The sequence below is a fragment of the Bacillus sp. FJAT-53060 genome, assembly GCF_037104745.1.
GTDB lineage: Bacteria > Bacillota > Bacilli > Bacillales > Bacillaceae > Bacillus > Bacillus stratosphericus_B.
This window is the reverse complement of record NZ_JBAWSW010000007.1, coordinates 1-18,046: the sequence shown is the minus strand read 5'-3', so window position 1 is coordinate 18,046 and position 18,046 is coordinate 1. Positions and strand designations below refer to the sequence as shown.

At 40.3% G+C, this 18,046-nt stretch carries 17 protein-coding genes, 9 tRNA genes, 1 rRNA gene and 4 pseudogenes; 24 read left to right on the top strand and 7 right to left on the bottom strand.

Features of this window, described 5'->3' with window-relative positions:
• Nucleotides 1–20 precede the first annotated feature (20 nt).
• Nucleotides 21–2,180: a Tex family protein gene (locus WAX46_RS04555; protein ID WP_336493422.1), complete on the top strand. Its 2,160-nt coding sequence runs from the start codon at nucleotides 21–23 to the stop codon at nucleotides 2,178–2,180.
• A gap of 19 nt (nucleotides 2,181–2,199) precedes the next feature.
• Here the strand turns inward: WAX46_RS04555 and cmpA are convergent, their stop codons facing one another.
• Entirely contained in the window at nucleotides 2,200–2,334 is a 135-nt protein-coding gene (cmpA, locus tag WAX46_RS04550) for a cortex morphogenetic protein CmpA (RefSeq protein WP_008346893.1), read from the bottom strand.
• A gap of 99 nt (nucleotides 2,335–2,433) precedes the next feature.
• Here cmpA and WAX46_RS04545 point away from each other — a divergent pair, with 99 nt between their 5' ends.
• The 16 genes and pseudogenes from WAX46_RS04545 to WAX46_RS04470 all read left to right on the top strand — a co-directional run bounded on the left by WAX46_RS04545 (nucleotide 2,434) and on the right by WAX46_RS04470 (nucleotide 12,036).
• Nucleotides 2,434–2,907 carry a SprT family protein gene (locus WAX46_RS04545; RefSeq protein WP_336493421.1) on the top strand — a complete coding sequence of 158 codons (474 nt, stop codon included), beginning with the start codon at nucleotides 2,434–2,436 and terminating at the stop codon, nucleotides 2,905–2,907.
• A 260-nt stretch (nucleotides 2,908–3,167) separates the two neighbouring features.
• Nucleotides 3,168–3,370 (top strand): annotated as a pseudogene (locus WAX46_RS04540) (thiamine pyrophosphate-dependent enzyme); the annotation flags it as partial.
• A gap of 225 nt (nucleotides 3,371–3,595) precedes the next feature.
• A tRNA-Asn gene (locus tag WAX46_RS04535) sits at nucleotides 3,596–3,670 on the top strand.
• 4 nt (nucleotides 3,671–3,674) lie between these two features.
• Nucleotides 3,675–3,765 (top strand) — tRNA-Ser (locus tag WAX46_RS04530).
• A gap of 7 nt (nucleotides 3,766–3,772) precedes the next feature.
• Nucleotides 3,773–3,844 (top strand) — tRNA-Glu (locus WAX46_RS04525).
• Nucleotides 3,845–3,864: 20 nt separating this feature from the next.
• Nucleotides 3,865–3,939 (top strand) — tRNA-Gln (locus WAX46_RS04520).
• A 29-nt stretch (nucleotides 3,940–3,968) separates the two neighbouring features.
• Nucleotides 3,969–4,044 (top strand) — tRNA-Lys (locus WAX46_RS04515).
• A gap of 7 nt (nucleotides 4,045–4,051) precedes the next feature.
• Nucleotides 4,052–4,134, top strand: a tRNA-Leu gene (locus WAX46_RS04510).
• A gap of 49 nt (nucleotides 4,135–4,183) precedes the next feature.
• Nucleotides 4,184–4,267: transfer RNA gene (locus WAX46_RS04505), tRNA-Leu, on the top strand.
• Between the two features lie 284 nt (nucleotides 4,268–4,551).
• Entirely contained in the window at nucleotides 4,552–5,226 is a 675-nt protein-coding gene (locus WAX46_RS04500; RefSeq protein ID WP_336493420.1) for a response regulator transcription factor, read from the top strand.
• Nucleotides 5,223–6,602, top strand: a complete 1,380-nt coding sequence (locus WAX46_RS04495) for a HAMP domain-containing sensor histidine kinase (RefSeq protein ID WP_226566643.1) — start codon at nucleotides 5,223–5,225, stop codon at nucleotides 6,600–6,602. Before WAX46_RS04500 ends, WAX46_RS04495 begins: the two co-directional genes overlap by 4 nt.
• Nucleotides 6,603–6,697: 95 nt before the next feature.
• Nucleotides 6,698–7,801: an ABC transporter permease gene (locus WAX46_RS04490; RefSeq protein ID WP_226566644.1), complete on the top strand. Its 1,104-nt coding sequence runs from the start codon at nucleotides 6,698–6,700 to the stop codon at nucleotides 7,799–7,801.
• The gene (locus tag WAX46_RS04485) at nucleotides 7,798–8,487 is read left to right on the top strand and encodes an ABC transporter ATP-binding protein (RefSeq protein WP_226566645.1); all 690 of its coding nucleotides are present in this window, start codon (nucleotides 7,798–7,800) and stop codon (nucleotides 8,485–8,487) included. The genes WAX46_RS04490 and WAX46_RS04485 overlap by 4 nt, the downstream gene beginning before the upstream one ends.
• Nucleotides 8,488–8,745: 258 nt before the next feature.
• Nucleotides 8,746–8,949, top strand: a complete 204-nt coding sequence (locus WAX46_RS04480) for a cold-shock protein (protein WP_226566646.1) — start codon at nucleotides 8,746–8,748, stop codon at nucleotides 8,947–8,949.
• A gap of 1,249 nt (nucleotides 8,950–10,198) precedes the next feature.
• The gene (locus WAX46_RS04475) at nucleotides 10,199–10,801 is read left to right on the top strand and encodes a TetR/AcrR family transcriptional regulator (RefSeq protein WP_226566648.1); all 603 of its coding nucleotides are present in this window, start codon (nucleotides 10,199–10,201) and stop codon (nucleotides 10,799–10,801) included.
• A gap of 35 nt (nucleotides 10,802–10,836) precedes the next feature.
• Nucleotides 10,837–12,036: an MFS transporter gene (locus tag WAX46_RS04470; protein ID WP_336493419.1), complete on the top strand. Its 1,200-nt coding sequence runs from the start codon at nucleotides 10,837–10,839 to the stop codon at nucleotides 12,034–12,036.
• Here the strand turns inward: WAX46_RS04470 and WAX46_RS04465 are convergent.
• Genes WAX46_RS04465 through WAX46_RS04455 form a run of 3 tightly spaced genes read right to left on the bottom strand, consistent with a single transcriptional unit; the run spans nucleotide 11,996 to nucleotide 12,842 of the window.
• Nucleotides 11,996–12,280, bottom strand: a complete 285-nt coding sequence (locus WAX46_RS04465) for a GNAT family N-acetyltransferase (RefSeq protein WP_336493418.1) — start codon at nucleotides 12,278–12,280, stop codon at nucleotides 11,996–11,998. The two genes, WAX46_RS04470 and WAX46_RS04465, sit on opposite strands and share 41 nt — an antisense overlap.
• Nucleotides 12,268–12,450 carry a GNAT family N-acetyltransferase gene (locus WAX46_RS04460; RefSeq protein WP_226566651.1) on the bottom strand — a complete coding sequence of 61 codons (183 nt, stop codon included), beginning with the start codon at nucleotides 12,448–12,450 and terminating at the stop codon, nucleotides 12,268–12,270. The genes WAX46_RS04465 and WAX46_RS04460 overlap by 13 nt, the downstream gene beginning before the upstream one ends.
• Nucleotides 12,447–12,842: a VOC family protein gene (locus WAX46_RS04455; protein ID WP_226566652.1), complete on the bottom strand. Its 396-nt coding sequence runs from the start codon at nucleotides 12,840–12,842 to the stop codon at nucleotides 12,447–12,449. The genes WAX46_RS04460 and WAX46_RS04455 overlap by 4 nt, the downstream gene beginning before the upstream one ends.
• Nucleotides 12,843–13,424: 582 nt before the next feature.
• Here WAX46_RS04455 and WAX46_RS04450 point away from each other — a divergent pair.
• A complete protein-coding gene (locus tag WAX46_RS04450) occupies nucleotides 13,425–13,973 on the top strand; it encodes a dihydrofolate reductase family protein (RefSeq protein WP_226566654.1) in 549 nt (182 codons plus the stop codon).
• A gap of 80 nt (nucleotides 13,974–14,053) precedes the next feature.
• A complete protein-coding gene (locus WAX46_RS04445; protein ID WP_226566667.1) occupies nucleotides 14,054–14,266 on the top strand; it encodes a hypothetical protein in 213 nt (70 codons plus the stop codon).
• On the opposite strand, the gene WAX46_RS04440 is transcribed toward WAX46_RS04445, so the two are convergent.
• Complete coding sequence (locus WAX46_RS04440; protein WP_226566655.1) at nucleotides 14,210–14,530, bottom strand: AzlD domain-containing protein; 321 nt, start codon at nucleotides 14,528–14,530, stop codon at nucleotides 14,210–14,212. The two genes, WAX46_RS04445 and WAX46_RS04440, sit on opposite strands and share 57 nt — an antisense overlap.
• On the bottom strand, nucleotides 14,527–15,252 hold the full coding sequence (locus WAX46_RS04435) for an AzlC family ABC transporter permease (protein ID WP_336493417.1): 726 nt from the start codon (nucleotides 15,250–15,252) through the stop codon (nucleotides 14,527–14,529). Before WAX46_RS04435 ends, WAX46_RS04440 begins: the two co-directional genes overlap by 4 nt.
• A gap of 191 nt (nucleotides 15,253–15,443) precedes the next feature.
• Here WAX46_RS04435 and WAX46_RS04430 point away from each other — a divergent pair.
• Nucleotides 15,444–15,659: pseudogene (locus WAX46_RS04430) on the top strand (EamA family transporter); the annotation flags it as partial.
• Nucleotides 15,660–15,720: 61 nt separating this feature from the next.
• Nucleotides 15,721–16,735, top strand: a pseudogene (locus WAX46_RS04425) (S66 family peptidase).
• Nucleotides 16,736–16,918: 183 nt separating this feature from the next.
• On the opposite strand, the pseudogene WAX46_RS04420 reads toward WAX46_RS04425, so the two are convergent.
• Nucleotides 16,919–17,263, bottom strand: a pseudogene (locus WAX46_RS04420) (cation:dicarboxylate symporter family transporter); the annotation flags it as partial.
• 369 nt (nucleotides 17,264–17,632) lie between these two features.
• Between WAX46_RS04420 and WAX46_RS04415 the strand changes: the two are divergent.
• The 3 genes from WAX46_RS04415 to WAX46_RS04405 all read left to right on the top strand — a co-directional run.
• Nucleotides 17,633–17,709, top strand: a tRNA-Arg gene (locus tag WAX46_RS04415).
• Between the two features lie 9 nt (nucleotides 17,710–17,718).
• Nucleotides 17,719–17,792: transfer RNA gene (locus tag WAX46_RS04410), tRNA-Gly, on the top strand.
• 131 nt (nucleotides 17,793–17,923) lie between these two features.
• Nucleotides 17,924–18,046 (top strand): 16S ribosomal RNA (locus tag WAX46_RS04405); the annotation flags it as partial.

The window sequence follows — 18,046 nt, the reverse complement described above, 5'->3', positions numbered from 1 at the left end:
ACAGTGAGAGGATGCAAAGAATGAAGACATCTGACTTTTTATTGAAACAAATTGCGACAGAATTAAAGCTTTCAACAAAACAAATTGAAAGTGTGATCCAGTTATTAGAGGATGGCAACACCGTCCCGTTTATTGCACGCTACCGGAAAGAGCAGACAGGTTCACTGGACGAGGTGCAAATTCAAACTATTTCCGAACGCTATACATATATTCAAAATGTCACGAACCGAAAAGAAGAAGTCATTCGCTTAATCGCTGACCAAGACAAATTGACCGATGAATTAAAACTGAAGATCGAACAAGCGCATAAACTGCAGGAGGTCGAAGATTTATATAGACCATTCAAACAAAAGCGCAAAACCAAGGCATATGTAGCCAAAGCAAAAGGGCTAGAGCCGTTAGCAGAATATTTGCTCAAGTTGCCGCAGGATGATATACGAAAGAAAGCGGCTGCATTTATAAGCGAAGAAAAAGAAGTGACAAGTGTAGAAGAAGCACTTGAGGGTGCTCAGCATATCATTGCTGAACAGCTGGCAGATGATCCTGATATGCGCAAATGGATTCGCAGTGAAACCTACCAAAAGGGCAATCTTGTGACTTCAGGAAAAGACGTTGAAAACGATGAGAAAAACGTCTATGAAATGTATTATGACTATCAAGAGCCGATCAAAAAGATAGTGCCCCATCGTATACTTGCGGTCAACCGAGGAGAAAAAGAAGGGATCTTAAAAGCAACGATTGCACCACCTGCTGAAAATATTCGTTTCTACCTCGACAAACAAGTCATAAAGGCTAAGCAAACGACAGCGAGACCGTATATTGAAGCGGCAATTGATGATGCATATAAACGCCTCATTCAGCCTTCGATTGAACGTGAAATACGAAAAGAGCTTACAGAAAAAGCAGAGGAGCAAGCCATTCATATTTTCGCTGAAAACTTAAGAAAGCTGCTGCTTCAGCCACCAATGAAAGGGAAACGCGTACTAGGAGTGGATCCTGCATTTCGAACAGGCTGTAAGTTAGCAGTCGTTGATGATACAGGAAAAGTCCATCATATTGGCGTGATTTACCCGCATCCACCCGTACAGAACAAAGCGGAAGCCAAACAAAAAGTAAAAGAAATGATTCAATCATCAAACATTGAAGTCATTGCGATCGGAAACGGAACAGCCTCAAGAGAGACGGAACAATTCATCGCAGACCTGATTCAAGAGCTGGATCAGCCGGTGTCCTATTTGATCGTGAATGAAGCAGGGGCAAGTGTATACTCTGCGTCTGCGCTAGCGAGAGAAGAGTTTCCAGACCTGCAAGTAGAAGAAAGAAGTGCCATTTCAATCGCGAGAAGATTACAAGACCCTTTAGCTGAGCTTGTGAAAATTGATCCGAAATCTGTCGGGGTGGGCCAATACCAGCACGATGTTAGTCAAAAGCAATTAAACAGCTCGTTAACCTTCGTTGTGGAGATGGTCGTAAACCAAGTCGGTGTGAACGTCAATACAGCTTCACAGGCGCTGCTGCAATATGTATCAGGCCTTTCAAAAGCCGTAGCAGGAAATATTGTAAAGCGCCGCGAAGAAATTGGCAGATTCAGAAGCAGAAAAGAGCTGAAAGATACTCCAAGACTTGGCGCTAAGACATATGAGCAGTGTATTGGCTTTTTGCGCATTGCAGACGGAAAAGATCCGCTTGATCGCACAGGCATTCACCCTGAAAGCTATAAAGAAACAAAACAGCTCTTACATATGATCAAGATGACGCCAGAGGATCTTGGAACAGAACAATTAAAAGAGAAAATCGCTGAGGTGAAGCTGGACGAAGCAGCAGAGCAGCTTCAAATTGGTTCAATTACACTTCAGGATATCATAGATCAGCTGACAAGGCCTGAGCGTGATCCGCGGGATGAAGTACCAAAACCGCTTTTAAAAACAGATGTATTGAAAATGGAGGACTTGAACCAAGGGATGGAGCTTCAAGGAACGGTGAGAAACGTCGTGGACTTCGGAGCATTTGTTGATATTGGCGTGAAGCAGGATGGACTTGTCCATATTTCAAAACTAAGCAACCGTTTTGTGAAGCATCCCCTTGACGTTGTGTCAGTCGGTGACATTGTAACCGTTTGGGTCGACTCCGTTGACCCAGCAAAAGGCCGCGTTGCCCTTTCCATGCTGAAACCAGAGTAAACAAAAAACGAGGCGCACCTTAGGATGGGGTGTGCCTTGATGTGACTGAATGTTTTTTTCTATAGAAGTACCAGCATTGATTCAGCAATTTGATTTGGTAATGATTTTTTTCATAAAATGCCTTCTGCATCTGATTTTTCAGCCAGTTGGGCATCGCCCATTCCTCCTTTGATCGAAACAGTGGATGTACCTTCAATGTATGCAAAGGGGAAATTGTCCCGTTCGATGTTTTTACAGAAAGGAACGATCTTGATTGAACCACTCGGAATTGCAACAGTTAACAGAGCAAATATCTCAGCAGTTTTTCGGAGAAAAGTTTCGCCACAAGGCTGTTTTTAATGATCGTTTAAAAACGACAGGTGGGAGATATTTACTTGGTACACATGACATTGAGCTGAATCGTCGGTATTTAGAGGAGTATGGAAAAGATGAATTGATTGGTATCATTAAGCACGAGCTGTGTCATTATCACCTTCATATTGAGGGAAAGGGATATCAGCATCGTGATCGTGAGTTTAAAGAGTTATTGCAACAGGTAGGAGCCCCGCGCTTTTGTACACCGTTAAGAGACTTACAAAACAAGCGACGTGTGCAGAAACGACATGACTACGTTTGTACAGGATGCGGCCAACATTTTATAAGGAAAAGACGGTTTGATACCTCTCGCTATATGTGCGGCGTCTGCAAAGGGAAATTGAAGTGGCATCGTACGATCGATTCAGTATGATAAGCATTCCGCTATGGGGATGCTTTTTTATGTCCAATTAAATGAAACATCGTCATATATGTAGGAGAGGAAGTAGACATATTGAGACAAAGAGAGACACAAGTCACATTTTGTCGCTTTTTTAAACGGTTTGAATCGTCTAAAGCCGAAGTTTCAATATGTCATGATGTTGGCACGTTTTTTGCTTGTAAAGGAAGTGCAAGCAAAAAAGGAAAGAAAGTTTTACACCATGGAAGTTGCATGATAAAAAAGCAGTATGGATGTATCAAAATGCAGGAGATCCGAACATTTGAAGATCAAGTACACACGCTTTTTACAAAAGAAATTTGCCAGGGTTCTTTATGCTGATGAAGAAACTGTCACTATAGGAGTCTGCGCCCATCTGAATGAAAAAGACAGTATCACAAGTACACACTGTGTTCACGGGCATTGTATAGCTAAAGGCTGTGATCTAAAAGGAATGAAATTTATGGGAAAGCCCATCAAGGAGGCCCTGGTCTCCCATTAAGAGGTCGAGGTCTTTCTTTCTTCCATATAAACAGAAAACAAAAAGGAAGGGGAAAAGGCTTGACTGTTATATAAGTATATGTTAAATTATAAAAGCCGTCGCAAATGGAGCAGGAATGAAACGCTTAAAAATTCTTGACACATTTTTCTGGCATAGATATAATGAAACATGCCTTATCATTCCGCAGTAGCTCAGTGGTAGAGCTATCGGCTGTTAACCGATCGGTCGTAGGTTCGAGTCCTACCTGCGGAGCCATAATGGAGAAGTACTCAAGTGGCTGAAGAGGCGCCCCTGCTAAGGGTGTAGGTCGCGCAAGCGGCGCGAGGGTTCAAATCCCTCCTTCTCCGCCATTTATCTGGCCCGTTGGTCAAGCGGTTAAGACACCGCCCTTTCACGGCGGTAACACGGGTTCGAATCCCGTACGGGTCATGTTTTGTTTTTTGATTCGTTGGGCTATAGCCAAGCGGTAAGGCAACGGACTTTGACTCCGTCATGCGTTGGTTCGAATCCAGCTAGCCCAGCCATTTTATATATGTTTTTCTGCATAGCAGACGAGCCATTAGCTCAGTTGGTAGAGCATCTGACTTTTAATCAGAGGGTCGAAGGTTCGAGTCCTTCATGGCTCACCATTGTCACGCGGGTGTGGCGGAATTGGCAGACGCGCTAGACTTAGGATCTAGTGTCTTTATGACGTGGGGGTTCAAGTCCCTTCACCCGCATTGTTTTTTTCAAACAGTGCACTTATTGATATATAAGCACATCATACATGCGGTCGTGGCGGAATGGCAGACGCGCTAGGTTGAGGGCCTAGTGGGTGAATAACCCGTGGAGGTTCAAGTCCTCTCGGCCGCATCAATGATACCAAGGGTTGTAGACCTTTGGTATATTTTGTGTGTTCTTTTTCTTCACTCGATTTATCGTTTTTTTGGGTAAAGAATGGATATGTTGTTGATGGCTTTCTTGAAACACGAAAAATGAAGGTGTGTTTTTTATAAAATAAAGACATACTTACATTAAATTGATATCTTTATTTACCTAATAACCGAGTTTTACTCTCTAAAAGCTAAGGGCTATGATAGTAAGTGAACAAGCACCAATGAGCTAGAGAAAATGATATGATTGATAGGAGTCTTCTCATGTTGAATATACTGATTGTTGATGATGATCGACACATTCTTGAATTACTTACACATAGCCTACAGGTAGAAGGCTATCGAGTCTTTGAGGCTTTAGATGGCGAGGAAGCTTCTTTGATTTTGGCAAAAAAACAAGTTCATTTAGCTATAGTTGACGTTATGATGCCTCATAAGAATGGTCTGCAACTGTGTGAGGAAATCAGGAAGTACTATGACTTTCCTGTTATTTTACTTACAGCAAAAGACCAGCTAGTTGATAAGGAAAAAGGGTTTTCTGCCGGTGCAGATGACTACCTGACCAAACCTTTCGAGCCAAAAGAATTAATATTTCGTATAAAAGCACTGCTACGACGATATAAAATGGTGAATTCAGAAAAGATCCATCTCAATAATACTGTCATAAATCGAAAAAGCTATGAAGTGTATTGTCACAACAAATTACTATTGCTACCTATGAAGGAGTTTGAATTATTGTCTCAGCTTGCAAGCTACCCAGATCGCATTTTTACACGGGAAGAATTAATCTATTTGGTTTGGGGAACGGATTTTGAAGGAGATGATCGAACAGTAGATGTTCATATCAAAAGGCTGCGAAGCCGTTTTTCTGCTACAGATGACTTTCATATTAAAACCATTCGGGGCGTTGGCTATAAGTTGGAGGTGGGGAAAAAGTGAGATCACTCTATTTGAAGATTGTTATGACCACAGTTGTTGTCATGGTTTTCAGTAGTGCAGTCGCTTTTCTCATCTCCAATGCCTATTATCAGTACAGTCTGAAACCCTACAATGATAAAAAATTAACCCGTATGGCTGAAGAGGTTAAAACCTTTTATGAAAGTAGCTCAATGGATGATTTAGATGACTATTTAACAAATATCGGTGAATTGGGCTATCAAATTTATTTAGTTGATGAGCAAGGGAAGGGCATTTTTTTTGGTGGTTCATTCAGAAATAAAGAGTTAAGTCATCAGGTCGTTGAATCGGTTTTAGATGGTCATGTCTATCATGGAATTTCTCAGTTTTCTTCAAAAGGTTTGTTCACTGGCTTTTTTGATAACGCACTTGTCAATACGATCGGAGTTCCAGTGACGGGTAAGGGGAATAACTATGCCTTATTTTTCCGTCCTAATACGGAGCTTCAATTTGGAGAATTACGAATCTTTTTTGCTTTGATTCTTTTTTTGACCGTTCTTCTCAGTATTCTGACTGTGTTGGTTAGCACCCGTTATCTTGTAAAGCCTATTGTTACACTAACTCAAGCTACAAAACAAATTGCTAAAGGAAAATATAATATTCAATTAAACGTAAAATTACGTGATGAAATTGGGGAATTAGCCAATCACTTTACAAAAATGGCAAACAATCTAGAGCAACTGGACCTGATGCGCCAGGAATTCGTTTCTAATGTTTCCCATGAAATACAATCACCACTCGCTTCTATTCAGGGATTCTCACAAACGTTGCAATCTAAGGAACTATCTGAAGACAAGCGTCAGCATTACTTATCCATTATAGAAAATGAGAGCCGGCGGTTGTCCCAAATGAGTAAACAATTGCTAACACTCGCTTCCTTAGATAAAGAAAAAGAAATATTAAATCAACATACCTTTGATGTTGCGACTCAGATAAAACAAGTGTTATTTATGACTGAATGGAGCTGGCGTGAAAAAGACTTAACTGTGGAACTGGACCTTACTTCTGCACCGATTTATGCGGATGAGCAACTGCTCCATCAAGTTTGGACCAACTTGCTTGTGAACAGCATCAAATTCACTGAAAAAGGTGGGGCGATTTTCATAAATCTGTCGAAAAGAGAAAATGGCTATTGCATTCAGTTCAAGGATACAGGGATTGGTATCTCGAAAAATGATTTACCTCATATATTCACACGTTTCTATAAAGCAGATAAAGCTAGGAGCCGTAAAGAAGCTAGTAGTGGCTTAGGACTTGCAATTACCAAGAAAATTATTGAGCTGCATGATGGACAAATAGATGTTGAAAGCCAATTAGGAAAAGGAACAATTTTCCATATATACCTCCCTAAAAAGTAATGTAATTTCTCGTTCATGTGCTGTTCATATTCCCAATCTATATTTATCTCATGCAAAAAAACTGTAAGGACATATGATGATAGGAGGAATAGACAGTGTTTCTTGCTTTACGAGAACTTAAATATGCGAAATTACGCTATTTTCTAATTGGATTAATTATGGTGCTCATCGCTTGGCTTGTTCTTTTTGTTTCTGGACTTGCAAAAGGACTATCTGCTGATAATGCTTCTTCAATTCAAAAGATGGATACAGACTATTTTGTGATTCAAAAAGAAGCAGATCATCGCTTGGTTCGTTCAATACTGTCTGAGGACAAGCTGAAAGACATCCGGCACTTGACCAACAATGAATCAGCTTCACCTTTAGGCGTATACATGACGACATTTACGCAGAAAGAGTCTTCTAAAAAGATTGATACCACATTCTTTGCCATAGATATGAAAGGATTTTTGGCACCTGATGTTGTTGAGGGCCGGATGATGAACAACAAGGCCACAAATGAAATCATTGTAGATCGTTCGCTAAAAGAAGAGGGATTGAAATTGGGGGACTATATAAAAGAGCAGTCCTCAGGTAAAATGTTTGAGATTGTGGGGTTTTCAAAAGGAGAATCATTTAGCCACACACCTGTGATTCACATCAATTTTAAAGAGTGGGGAGACATCAATCGATATTCTTCTAATAAAGAATTATCTTTTAACGCAATTGCTTTAAAGATCAGTCAAGATGTCGCTGAGCAAATTGATAAGGATGTAACCGGAGTTGATGTAATTGATAAAAGCCAGGCTCTAAAAGGGATTCCGGGTTATTCTGAGGAACAAGGCTCGTTGATCATGATGATTGTTTTTCTATTTATCATTGCTGCTTTTGTGTTAGCCGTTTTCTTCTATGTGATGACTATACAGAAAATCAATCAATTTGGGGTATTAAAGGCTATGGGAGCAACAACCGGTTATTTAGCACGTAATATTTTTTTCCAAGTTGTATTGTTAACATGTATAAGTCTTGTGATTAGTATTTCACTAACATATGGAGTGGCTGCTATTTTACCACCCGGCATGCCGTTTGATCTTACACCACAATTGGTTTTAGGTTCCTCAAGTCTTTTTCTGGCTGTTTCAGTGATAGGATCATTCATATCTCTATATAAAGTTACGAAAATTGATGCGATTGAAGCGATTGGAAGTGCTGGACAATGAGTCATAAATTGATACTGGATCATGTTGATAAAGTTTTTGGTGATGGTGATTTAACTGTAAAAGTTCTAGATCAAGTGTCTTTAGAAGTGAAAGCGGGAGAATTCGTTGCTGTTGTGGGGCCATCTGGGTCTGGTAAAAGTACGCTACTCTCGATTGCTGGTGCGCTGCTATCTCCAACGAGAGGCCGTATTATCATTGATGGAAAGGATATCAGTCAGCTACCAGAAAAAAAAATGAATCGCATTAGATTAGACAAAATTGGCTTTGTATTTCAGTCATCGAATTTAATTCCGTATTTAACCGTCCGTGACCAACTTTTGCTTATTCCGAAGCTAGCGGGACATGATAAAAGAAAAGCGGAACAAAGAGCGATTGCCCTTTTAGAAAAGCTTGAATTGACCCATCGTATGGATAGTTATCCACAAAGTTTATCAGGGGGAGAACGTCAACGTACGGCCATTGCTCGGGCTTGGATGAACGAACCAGAGATCATTCTGGCTGATGAGCCAACTGCCAGCCTTGACTCAGAGCGCGGTCGTACAATTGTAAAAATGCTAGCAGATGAAGTGAAAATCAGAGAAAAAGCTGCTGTCATGGTGACTCATGATGAAAGAATGTTAGATTTATGTGACCGTGTTGTCATGATGGAAGATGGCCAGCTTTCGGAAATACCAAAAAAAGGATAAGGAAGATAACCGAATCTCTTACAGGGGTTTCGGTTTTTTTCATCAGCTACGAAGAGCTAAAACAGGAACAGAGAGGTATGAACAATACGCTATATAAATGAATATATTTTGCAATTATTTCCGATCCATGCTATAATGAAAAGTAATTATTTTTGTTCGGCGTAAGGGATAGTATGAAGATCGACTTTTCGTCTTGAGGGTACTTTGGGCAAGGATAGTATAATACATTGTGTGGTAACGCACGAGGAGGCAACAATCATGGAACAAGGTACAGTAAAATGGTTTAACGCAGAAAAAGGTTTTGGCTTTATCGAACGTGAAGAAGGAGACGATGTATTCGTACATTTCTCTGCTATCCAAGGTGACGGCTTCAAATCTTTAGACGAAGGTCAAAAAGTAACATTTGACGTGGAGCAGGGCTCTCGTGGAGCTCAAGCGGCTAACGTTCAAAAAGTAGCTTAATCTACTTCCCTTAAAACAGGTTCTCTATGGAGAGCCTGTTTTTTTTGCAATAAAAAACCCTACTCAGCGTACAAGTAGGGAGATGGTACAAGGAAAAAAATTCATGCTTCAAAGGTTTGTGTTTAGTATAACATACTAGATTGACAATATGAGGAATTTATATAAATTATTTCATTTTCTTTTTGTGAAAGCTTAAAATGTGTCATGAATTAAGCTTGAATAAGGAGTTATCCACATGGTAAAAGGATTTTTATTTATTTTTCTACGCTCGTCATGGCAATTGTTGTTGACTGCAACAAATGGGAGCAACTAAAACACTTTTTCATTAGGTGTTTTTTTCATGAACCCTTTGATAAAACAAAGAATCACATACCCAGTAGATGAGACTGCTCATGATGATGACAGGAACGGATTCCGGACTCCCTACTCCATCAAAGACAAAGAACATGACAACCCAACCGTTGCAATAAGTAAATAAGAAGCTAAATTGAGAGGATGAAAGGCCTTTAGTTTCAAAGAAAACAACAACTGCAAAGGAACCGCAAACACAAAATAACAAACAAAAAAGATTGGGATGTAAAATACCAAAAAGGCGGGATGACCCTGAATCGGTGGATATAAGACGACAAATAAGCCAAGTAAAATGGAACTGATACATAGCGTGATTAGGATTTTATGAAAAGGTTGAATCGAGCTCAATATGTATACTCCCTTTTGAGAAATTTTACTATATTTTATCATTAATTGGTTAATTTTTCAATGAGCAAATGGCAAAGGTGTCATGGTGACATTAAATGACTGAATGGCATCGGTTCGCTTTATTACGAAGACGGACACGATAACAACTGATTCCTTCAAATCACTTGAGCAAGGATTTTTGGAGAAGTGCCCTTTTTTTATAACGAACCGACTCAAACACATACCGCTGACAGTGAATTTGATGCTTCGACAATAAAAGAACTTCCACAAGTGAATATCTATACGGCTATCAAAATAATTATAAATTTCTGTATGATGATGCAGCGGTGAAAGAGAGAGGTATTGTCGTTGCCGCACCCGGATCATAAAAAAATGAACAAGTCTTTTTTTGGTCCTGTCACAAAGTCCGTTTTGTTTCAATTGATCCACTCCTTATGAAGATGACTTTTTCATTGTATTATAAGCGATATCATTTTATAATAAAAAAAACCAACTGGTCGGTTTTGCTTTATCTTATTGGAGAAATGCAGGGTAGAAGGGGTTGTTACACATGACAAGTACGAAAAGTGGGGCTGGAAAGAGTGAGAAGACGAAGCAAAAAATTGTCACCACTTCACGTGATTTATTTGCAAAAAAAGGATATTCAGAAACATCCGTGCGAGATATTTTAGAGGCTGCTGAGATTAGTAAAGGCAACCTTTATCATCATTTTAAAGGAAAAGAGTTTTTGTTCCTTCATATCATGGAAGAGGATCATCGCTTCATGATAGAGAAATGGCATGAGGAGAAACAAACGATTCATCGAGCCATAGATAAGCTGGAAGGGTTTGCAGAGCTGCTGAGTCAAATGGCGATTAACTATCCTTTAATGAGAGCCAGTGAGGAATTTTGTGCAAGTGCATTTTCATCAGATGAAGTGATGGAACGGATGAACAAGATTGATGTCGACTTTGATGATGTAATGAGGGACATCTTACTTGAAGGAAACGAAGACGGCAGCTGGTCGATCGAGCATGTTGAGTCCAAAGTGAAAATATTACTTTCCGTTTTTTACGGATTAGATGTGTTGTATAAAAATGACACGATGAAGCAGAAAAAAGAATTACAAAAAGAGGCGATCTCATTGTTTATTCACGGAGTCAACCAATCATGAGTAATAAGTGAGTCAGTAAAGGAGAAATAAACATCATGCAAAAACCGATTCGTGAGCAAAAAGCTGTACTCGTTATTTTATTAAGTAATATATTTATTGCGTTTTTAGGCATCGGTCTGATCATTCCAGTCATGCCGCTCTTTATGAATGTCATGCATTTAACGGGCAGTACGATGGGATATCTTGTGGCGGCGTTTGCCGTTGCGCAGCTCATCGCATCACCTATTGCAGGGAGATGGGTAGACCGCTATGGAAGAAAAATTATGATTGTGTCAGGGCTGTTTTTATTCGCATTATCAGAACTTGTTTTTGGCTTAGGGACACACGTGTACGTTCTTTATTTTGCAAGGGTTCTTGGCGGCATTAGTGCAGCGTTTATCATGCCGGCTGTCACCGCTTATGTTGCAGATATCACGACTGTTCAAGAAAGATCAAAGGCAATGGGTTATGTATCCGCGGCTATTAGTACCGGTTTTATCATCGGACCGGGAATTGGCGGGTTTATTGCAGAATATGGCGTTCGCCTGCCATTCTTCTTTGCAGCAGGGATTGCATTTATTGCCGTCATTTCGTCTATGTTTATGCTGAAGGAACCATTAACAAAAGAAGAGCGAGAGAAACAAATGGATCAAGTAAAGGAATCGACCTTCTTTAAAGACTTGAAAAAATCGATCCATCCAAGCTATCTCATCGCCTTTATCATTGTGTTTGTCCTTGCGTTTGGACTCTCTGCATATGAAACGGTCTTCAGCTTGTTTACAAATCATAAGTTTGGATTTGGTCCGAAGGATATTGCGATCATCATTACCGTTAGTTCAATTGTAGCAGTCATCATCCAGGTGCTCGTGTTTGGTAAAATGGTGAATGCTCTTGGGGAGAAACGAGTCATTCAGCTATGCTTAATTGTCGGAGCGGTCCTCGCTTTTGTTTCAACTGTCGTGTCAGGCTTTATGGTTGTGCTTATCGTCACATGTATCATTTTCCTAGCCTTTGATTTATTGCGTCCGGCATTAACGACATTCTTATCAAAAATTGCTGGTAATCAGCAAGGATTTGTCGCAGGAATGAACTCCACCTACACAAGCCTTGGTACGATTTTCGGCCCAGCGCTTGGCGGAATATTATTTGATCAAAATATTCATTTCCCATTTCTATTCGCAGGTGTGGTCTTATTCCTTGGGTTAGGTTTAACCTTTATTTGGAAGGGGGAGGCAGCCGAAGAGGCAGCACAATAGATGAAGAATCAGATATAAAAAAGCACCGACGAAGAGACTTTTCAGTTGAGGTCTCTTTCTTTTTTAAGAGTTCTAATGTGTCAAAGGCGAATGCTTGAACCAACCGAACAGCCTCAGTGCCATAGCCTTTTTGAAAGTGCTCTGGACCATGCAGCGCAATGCGAAAGCTTGCCATATGGTTAATTGGATCAATGTCCACAATCGCCGCATCCTCGATCATTTCTTTCGTGTCTAGCAAGGACAAATAGCAAAGTCTCGTCTACTGTCATCTTGAAGAAAGCGGGTATAGGCTGAACGAATGTCATTTAGTGTGAACGATTTGCGAGTTCCAGTCATGGTTTCTTCATGCTGATACCCCTTCTGAATACCAGGAAAATCTTGCTCTTCAATCGGTCTCAAAAATAATCGAGTCATCGCTGATCAGCCTCCTCTATATATCGGGAGATTTCAATTAAATTCATATCAGGATCACGGATATAAATGGATTCAATCAGACCTAATGCACCAGACCGCCTGACCGGACCTTCTTCAATTGGAACAACCTGCTTTCGAAGGTGCAGCAATAAATCGTCCATATCTAAGTCGGTGATAAAACATAAATCAGCAGATCCAGGCAGGGAATGAGCAGCTTTTGGTTCAAATTCATGACCGGCTTCATGAAGGTTGATCTTTTGTAAACCAAAACGAAGAGCTTTACGGCCTTCTCCAAAAGTCTCTTCTTTCATCCCTAATACGTTTGTATAAAAGCCAATGGTTTCCTCCATATGTTGAACAGTCAACACGATATGATCAAGTCGTCGTATCATCAGTCTCTCCTCCAAGTATGATCATTAATTGAACTGTTTCTATTATATCATCACCTGAAGAGGATACCTTAATTGATCACCATTTTATAAATCTACGAACATTTCTTTAGCGTAGCACTCTCTCATAACTCCATCCATTTTTTTGATAGAAATGACGATTGGCTATGGACCAGCTTGGCGGGTTGTATGTTGAAGCTTTTCTTGATATGCTTTCGTTTTTGAACAAAACCATCGGTTATTTGAAAGAGAATCAATCAGTGCTGACGTTATTTATGAAACCCAACGGTCCAACGACCAATCAAGTTAAAGCATTTATGAGAAAAAATCATGAAAGAATGGCAGCTTGACCAGCGTCATATTACGGAGAATGAACAGATTGATTCCTCTTTTGTCGTTGGGGTACTAGAGTAATTCATGAAGGCTTGGCATTCGATGCCGAGAAGCTTGCACACAAATTGTACGAGCTTCTCGTCAAGGTGAACACGAATCATAAGAAGTGTGAAAAAATGTATCCTTTCTCTTTCCTTTCTGCTACAATAAAATAGAATATATGTTCTTATTTAGAGGTGGGGAGTGAAGGGATTGAGTGAGAAAAGAAAATTGCTTTTTTATGGGGCGATGAGTATCGATGGATATTTAGCGAGAGAGGATCACCGTCTTGATTGGCTAATAGGAACGGAGGGCGAAGAGGAAACGAGATATGATGACTTTTATGCGTCAGTCGATACGCTTATTATGGGGCGTAAGACGTATGAGCAGGTTCTTAAGCTTTCACCTGATGAATTTCCTTATGAAGAAAAGACATGCTATATCGTTTCACGGACTTTACAAGACAGTCATAAAGGAACACACATCATTTGCGAAGATCTCTTATCATTTGTCACAAGCTTAAAAAATGAAAAAGGCAGACATATCTGGATTGTAGGAGGCGGGGAAGTGCTTCAGCCTTTATTAAAAGCCAGGTTGGTCGATGAACTTTTCCTTCAAATCGCACCTGTCATGATTGGAAAAGGAATTCCTCTTTTTCCTCCAACGGAACAGGAAGTTAGATTTTCATTACAAAAAGTACATCAATACGAGCAGATTGCTGAAATGCATTTTGTCTTAAAAGAAGATCGAAAAGACCACTGAATCTAAGTGGTCTCAGCTTGAAACAAAGCCTACAAGCTTTTTGTATTATAAAGGTAATAATACCATTATAAGAGATGAACATGTTATCGAAACTTGAAGAAGGAAGAAGAAATCAATTAGAAGTAGTGGCTTTAGATGAATTAGTACCTGAAGATCATCTTGTGGGAAAAATTGATCAAGTGATCGATTTTGTCTACGGTCTGAAGCTTAACCGCATACGGTTAAGCACTTTCTTTTTAGAAAAACCATCTGGCAGTGCCCATCAGCATGACTCCAACCAGAACAGTGATTGACAAGCTTTTTGTCCAAATAGCGATCAGCACGGTTGGAACCAAGACAGCAAGATACATCCAGTGAACGGTGACACCTGTTGTTGTATGTATGAAAAGATGCTCTGCAATCAAAGCGGTGAATATACAAATCGGAATAAAGGATAACCATTTTAGTACCACTTCAGGCAGCTGAATACTCCGTACAAATAAAAATGGAACGACCCTTGGAATGACGGTCACAATCATACAACCAAGAATCAGCCATATCATAAAACTGCTGATCATTTATCTGTCACCACCCCAATGGTTGCGATAATCACGGTGGCTAACAGAACAGCTACGTGTGAATGAACAAAATGAAGCAGTACAAACATCGCAACCACCATATACAAAACAAGCGACAAGCGATGAGTTAACTTATTTTTTGGAACTGTTTGCAATGACAGGATCAACAGCGCAGCAAACATAGCGGATAAAGCAAAATCAAGACCAAGCGCCTCTGGGTTTGAGATCCAATGTCCAAAAATACCCCCAAGTGTACAGGCAGCAATCCAGCACAAATAAGCCGTTACGTTCAGGCCATGCATCCACCGGTTGTTCAGCTTTCCTTGATGCGCTAATTTATTCATCGCCACGCCAAAGGATTCGTCTGTCAGCAAAAGACCAAACCCGATATTTTGCTTTATAGAGTAGCGTGTAAAATGAGGAGCGAGCGTAAGGCTGAGCAATAAATGCCGCAGATTCACAATAAAGGTGGTGAAAATAATAGCGGAAAGGGGGCTTCCTGTTACAAGTAATGCACAGATGATAAACTGTGAAGCACCTGCGTAAATAAAGATAGATAAGAGCGCAATGTCCCATATACTTAACTGGGCACTAATGCCAACAATCCCAAAGGCAAACCCAATACTCATATAACCGAGCAGGGTTGGCACACAATCTTTCATCCCCTCGAGAAACGGTTCATGTCCCGCACGGGGAATGTGTTTCCTAGCTTCAATATTCAACGACCTCTTCTCCTTTTCTGCGTGAAAACGAATTCAGCATGTCAATACCCATCTACCTTCTATTATATGAAGAAAAAGGGAAATAAAAAAGGATTGAAGTAAACCAGAATTTGTTATAAAATAATCGGAAAATAAAAACAATTCAGGTGACTGCAAAAGTGGAAGCCTTAGCCGCAATTATTTGGGTCGGTATGTACGTTGTTGTAAATTAACAGAAGCGGTTGTCCCGCCACTTGAACTCGTATGGATGAGATATGCAGTCGGAGGAGTCTCTCTTGTGATCATCATTTGGCGATTGGGCTGATCGAAAATTTTCTTTGGATTGTGACCCAGGAAACATCGGCGAAATGAGGGCAGTCATCACGTCCGCAACACCTGCCTTTATGGTGCTGTTTGCGTTCTTTCTAAAGGGGCATTTTCTTGACAATAAATAGAATGAGAGTTGAATAGATGATGGAGGGGAATAAGATGATCCAGTATCCGCATTTGCAAAAGGGACAGACGATTGGCGTCACAGCACCTTCCTCTGGTGTACAATCCTCTTTACATGAAATGTTTCAGTTGTCATGCGAGCGGATGAAAAGAAGAGGCTATGAGGTTACATGTGGAGATACGGTATGGCAGCAGGAAAAGGCAAAGTCAGCCTCTGCTATAGAACGAGCAAACGAGCTCCAATACATGATGACATGTGGTGAGATTGACCATATCATCCCGCCATGGGGCGGACAGCTACTTATTGAAGTGCTAGAGCATCTTAATTTTTCAGTGATGCAAAAAAAGTGGATTCTTGGTTACTCTGATACGAGTGCCCTTTTGCTCGCCTTTACATTAAAAACAGGCTTTGCTACAGCGCATGGACCGAACCTTGTAGATCTTCGGGGGGAGGAGCCTGATCAGGTGACGGCTATGTGGGAACAAATACTTTGCTTCAGAGAAGACGGGCATTACTCAATTTTCTTATATGTATCAAAAGGAATGGCAGCATGACAATCCAAGTAAACATGTCTTTCATTTAACCGAGCCAACCGCATGGCGTACTGTTGATCAACTAGAGGTGACGGCGAAAGGAAGACTGATGGGCGGCTGTATTGATGTGATACGCCACTTAGCAGGAACGCCTTTTGGAGATGTAAAAGCCTTTCAAGAAACATTTCTGAAAGGTGAACCAATTCTTTGGTACTTCGAAAACTGCGCATTAAATGCTGCGAGCATGAAGAGATCTCTTGTACAATTAAAACTAGCAGGTTGGTTTGATCATTGATCTGGGATCATGTTCGGTCGAAGCGCAGTAGATGTTCCTGTAGAAGGATATGAATATACGGATCTATATGAAGAATTACACAAGGAATTACGAATCCCGGTTTTTTACGATATTGATTGTGGACACGTTCCGCCGCAAATGACCCTCATCAACGGGGCCTATGCAGAAGTGCAGATACAACAAGAAGGAACAGCGATGCTGAAGCAAACATTTTTACCATAAGATAAGGAAAGGGCGGACCCTTTCCTTAGAATAGAAACCATTACACCCCTTTTGTTTCCTGTTCGTGTCATATCCAAAATTCTGTCAACACCAGCGATAATGGCGACACCTTCTGCACTTGTGGTGGAAAAGGCAACTATGAACAAATCTCAAATCATTTTTAATACTCAACGACTTTCTGTGTAATTCCCCTATGTCTTTCTTAGCTACATTAAAAAAATCAACTCCACGCCAGGCTTTAAAACATTAGCCAATAGACCGATCATCCCAAGAACGATGGTCGTGATGATCTCAAACCAAATGATTGTCTTTAATCCAAGGCTGACCCTTTTCTTCATCCCGCCACTTCCAGCTGCCACCAATAACAATAGTAGAGAAAACGATAGGAACAACAATCATTTTAATCCATCTGATGAAGCCATCACCAATTGGCCGCAGTGTCATTCCGAAGTCAGGGAAGAAGTTGCCGATAAGAGCCCCTATTACCAAAGATCGATCATGATTTTGAAAAGCGATGAACTTTTTCATCATCTCCTACCTTCTTTAAATGATTGGTAAATATTTTAATTTTCCAATAAATAAAAAATTCTAGGTGACCATGTTTTGTCATCCTTTTAATTTAGAAAGATCTTATTTGAGAATCATTAGAAATATGAAAAAAGGAAAAGAAAATGGGTTATCGCATCCTTATTTATCTAAGAAAAGATTACTTCTAAAAAAGTATCAAACTTTTTTAGAAAAATGTATTGACCTTTTTATATGATCCGTGGTATATTTTTATTCGTCGCTGATGACGCATTTGGAACACTGCTGTCCAAACGCATGCGACAAACAAATCCCAAAAAGATATTGACTTAATAAAAATGATATGTTAAGATTATTAAGTCGCCTGATTAAGCGCCCGTAGCTCAATTGGATAGAGCGTTTGACTACGGATCAAAAGGTTAGGGGTTCGACTCCTCTCGGGCGCGCCAATAAATCATGCGGGTGTAGTTTAGTGGTAAAACCTCAGCCTTCCAAGCTGATGTCGTGAGTTCGATTCTCATCACCCGCTCCATTTGAAAAATGATCTTTGAAAACTAAACAAGACAAAACGTACCTGTTAATTCGAGTTATTATAAAAAAATCCTATGATACTTCATAGGTAGTCAGTCAAACTGACGAAAAACAGAACTTCGGTTTTGTTCTTTTTCGGAGAGTTTGATCCTGGCTCAGGACGAACGCTGGCGGCGTGCCTAATACATGCAAGTCGAGCGGACAGAAGGGAGCTTGCTCCCGGATGTAAGCGGCGGACGGGTGAGTAACACGTGG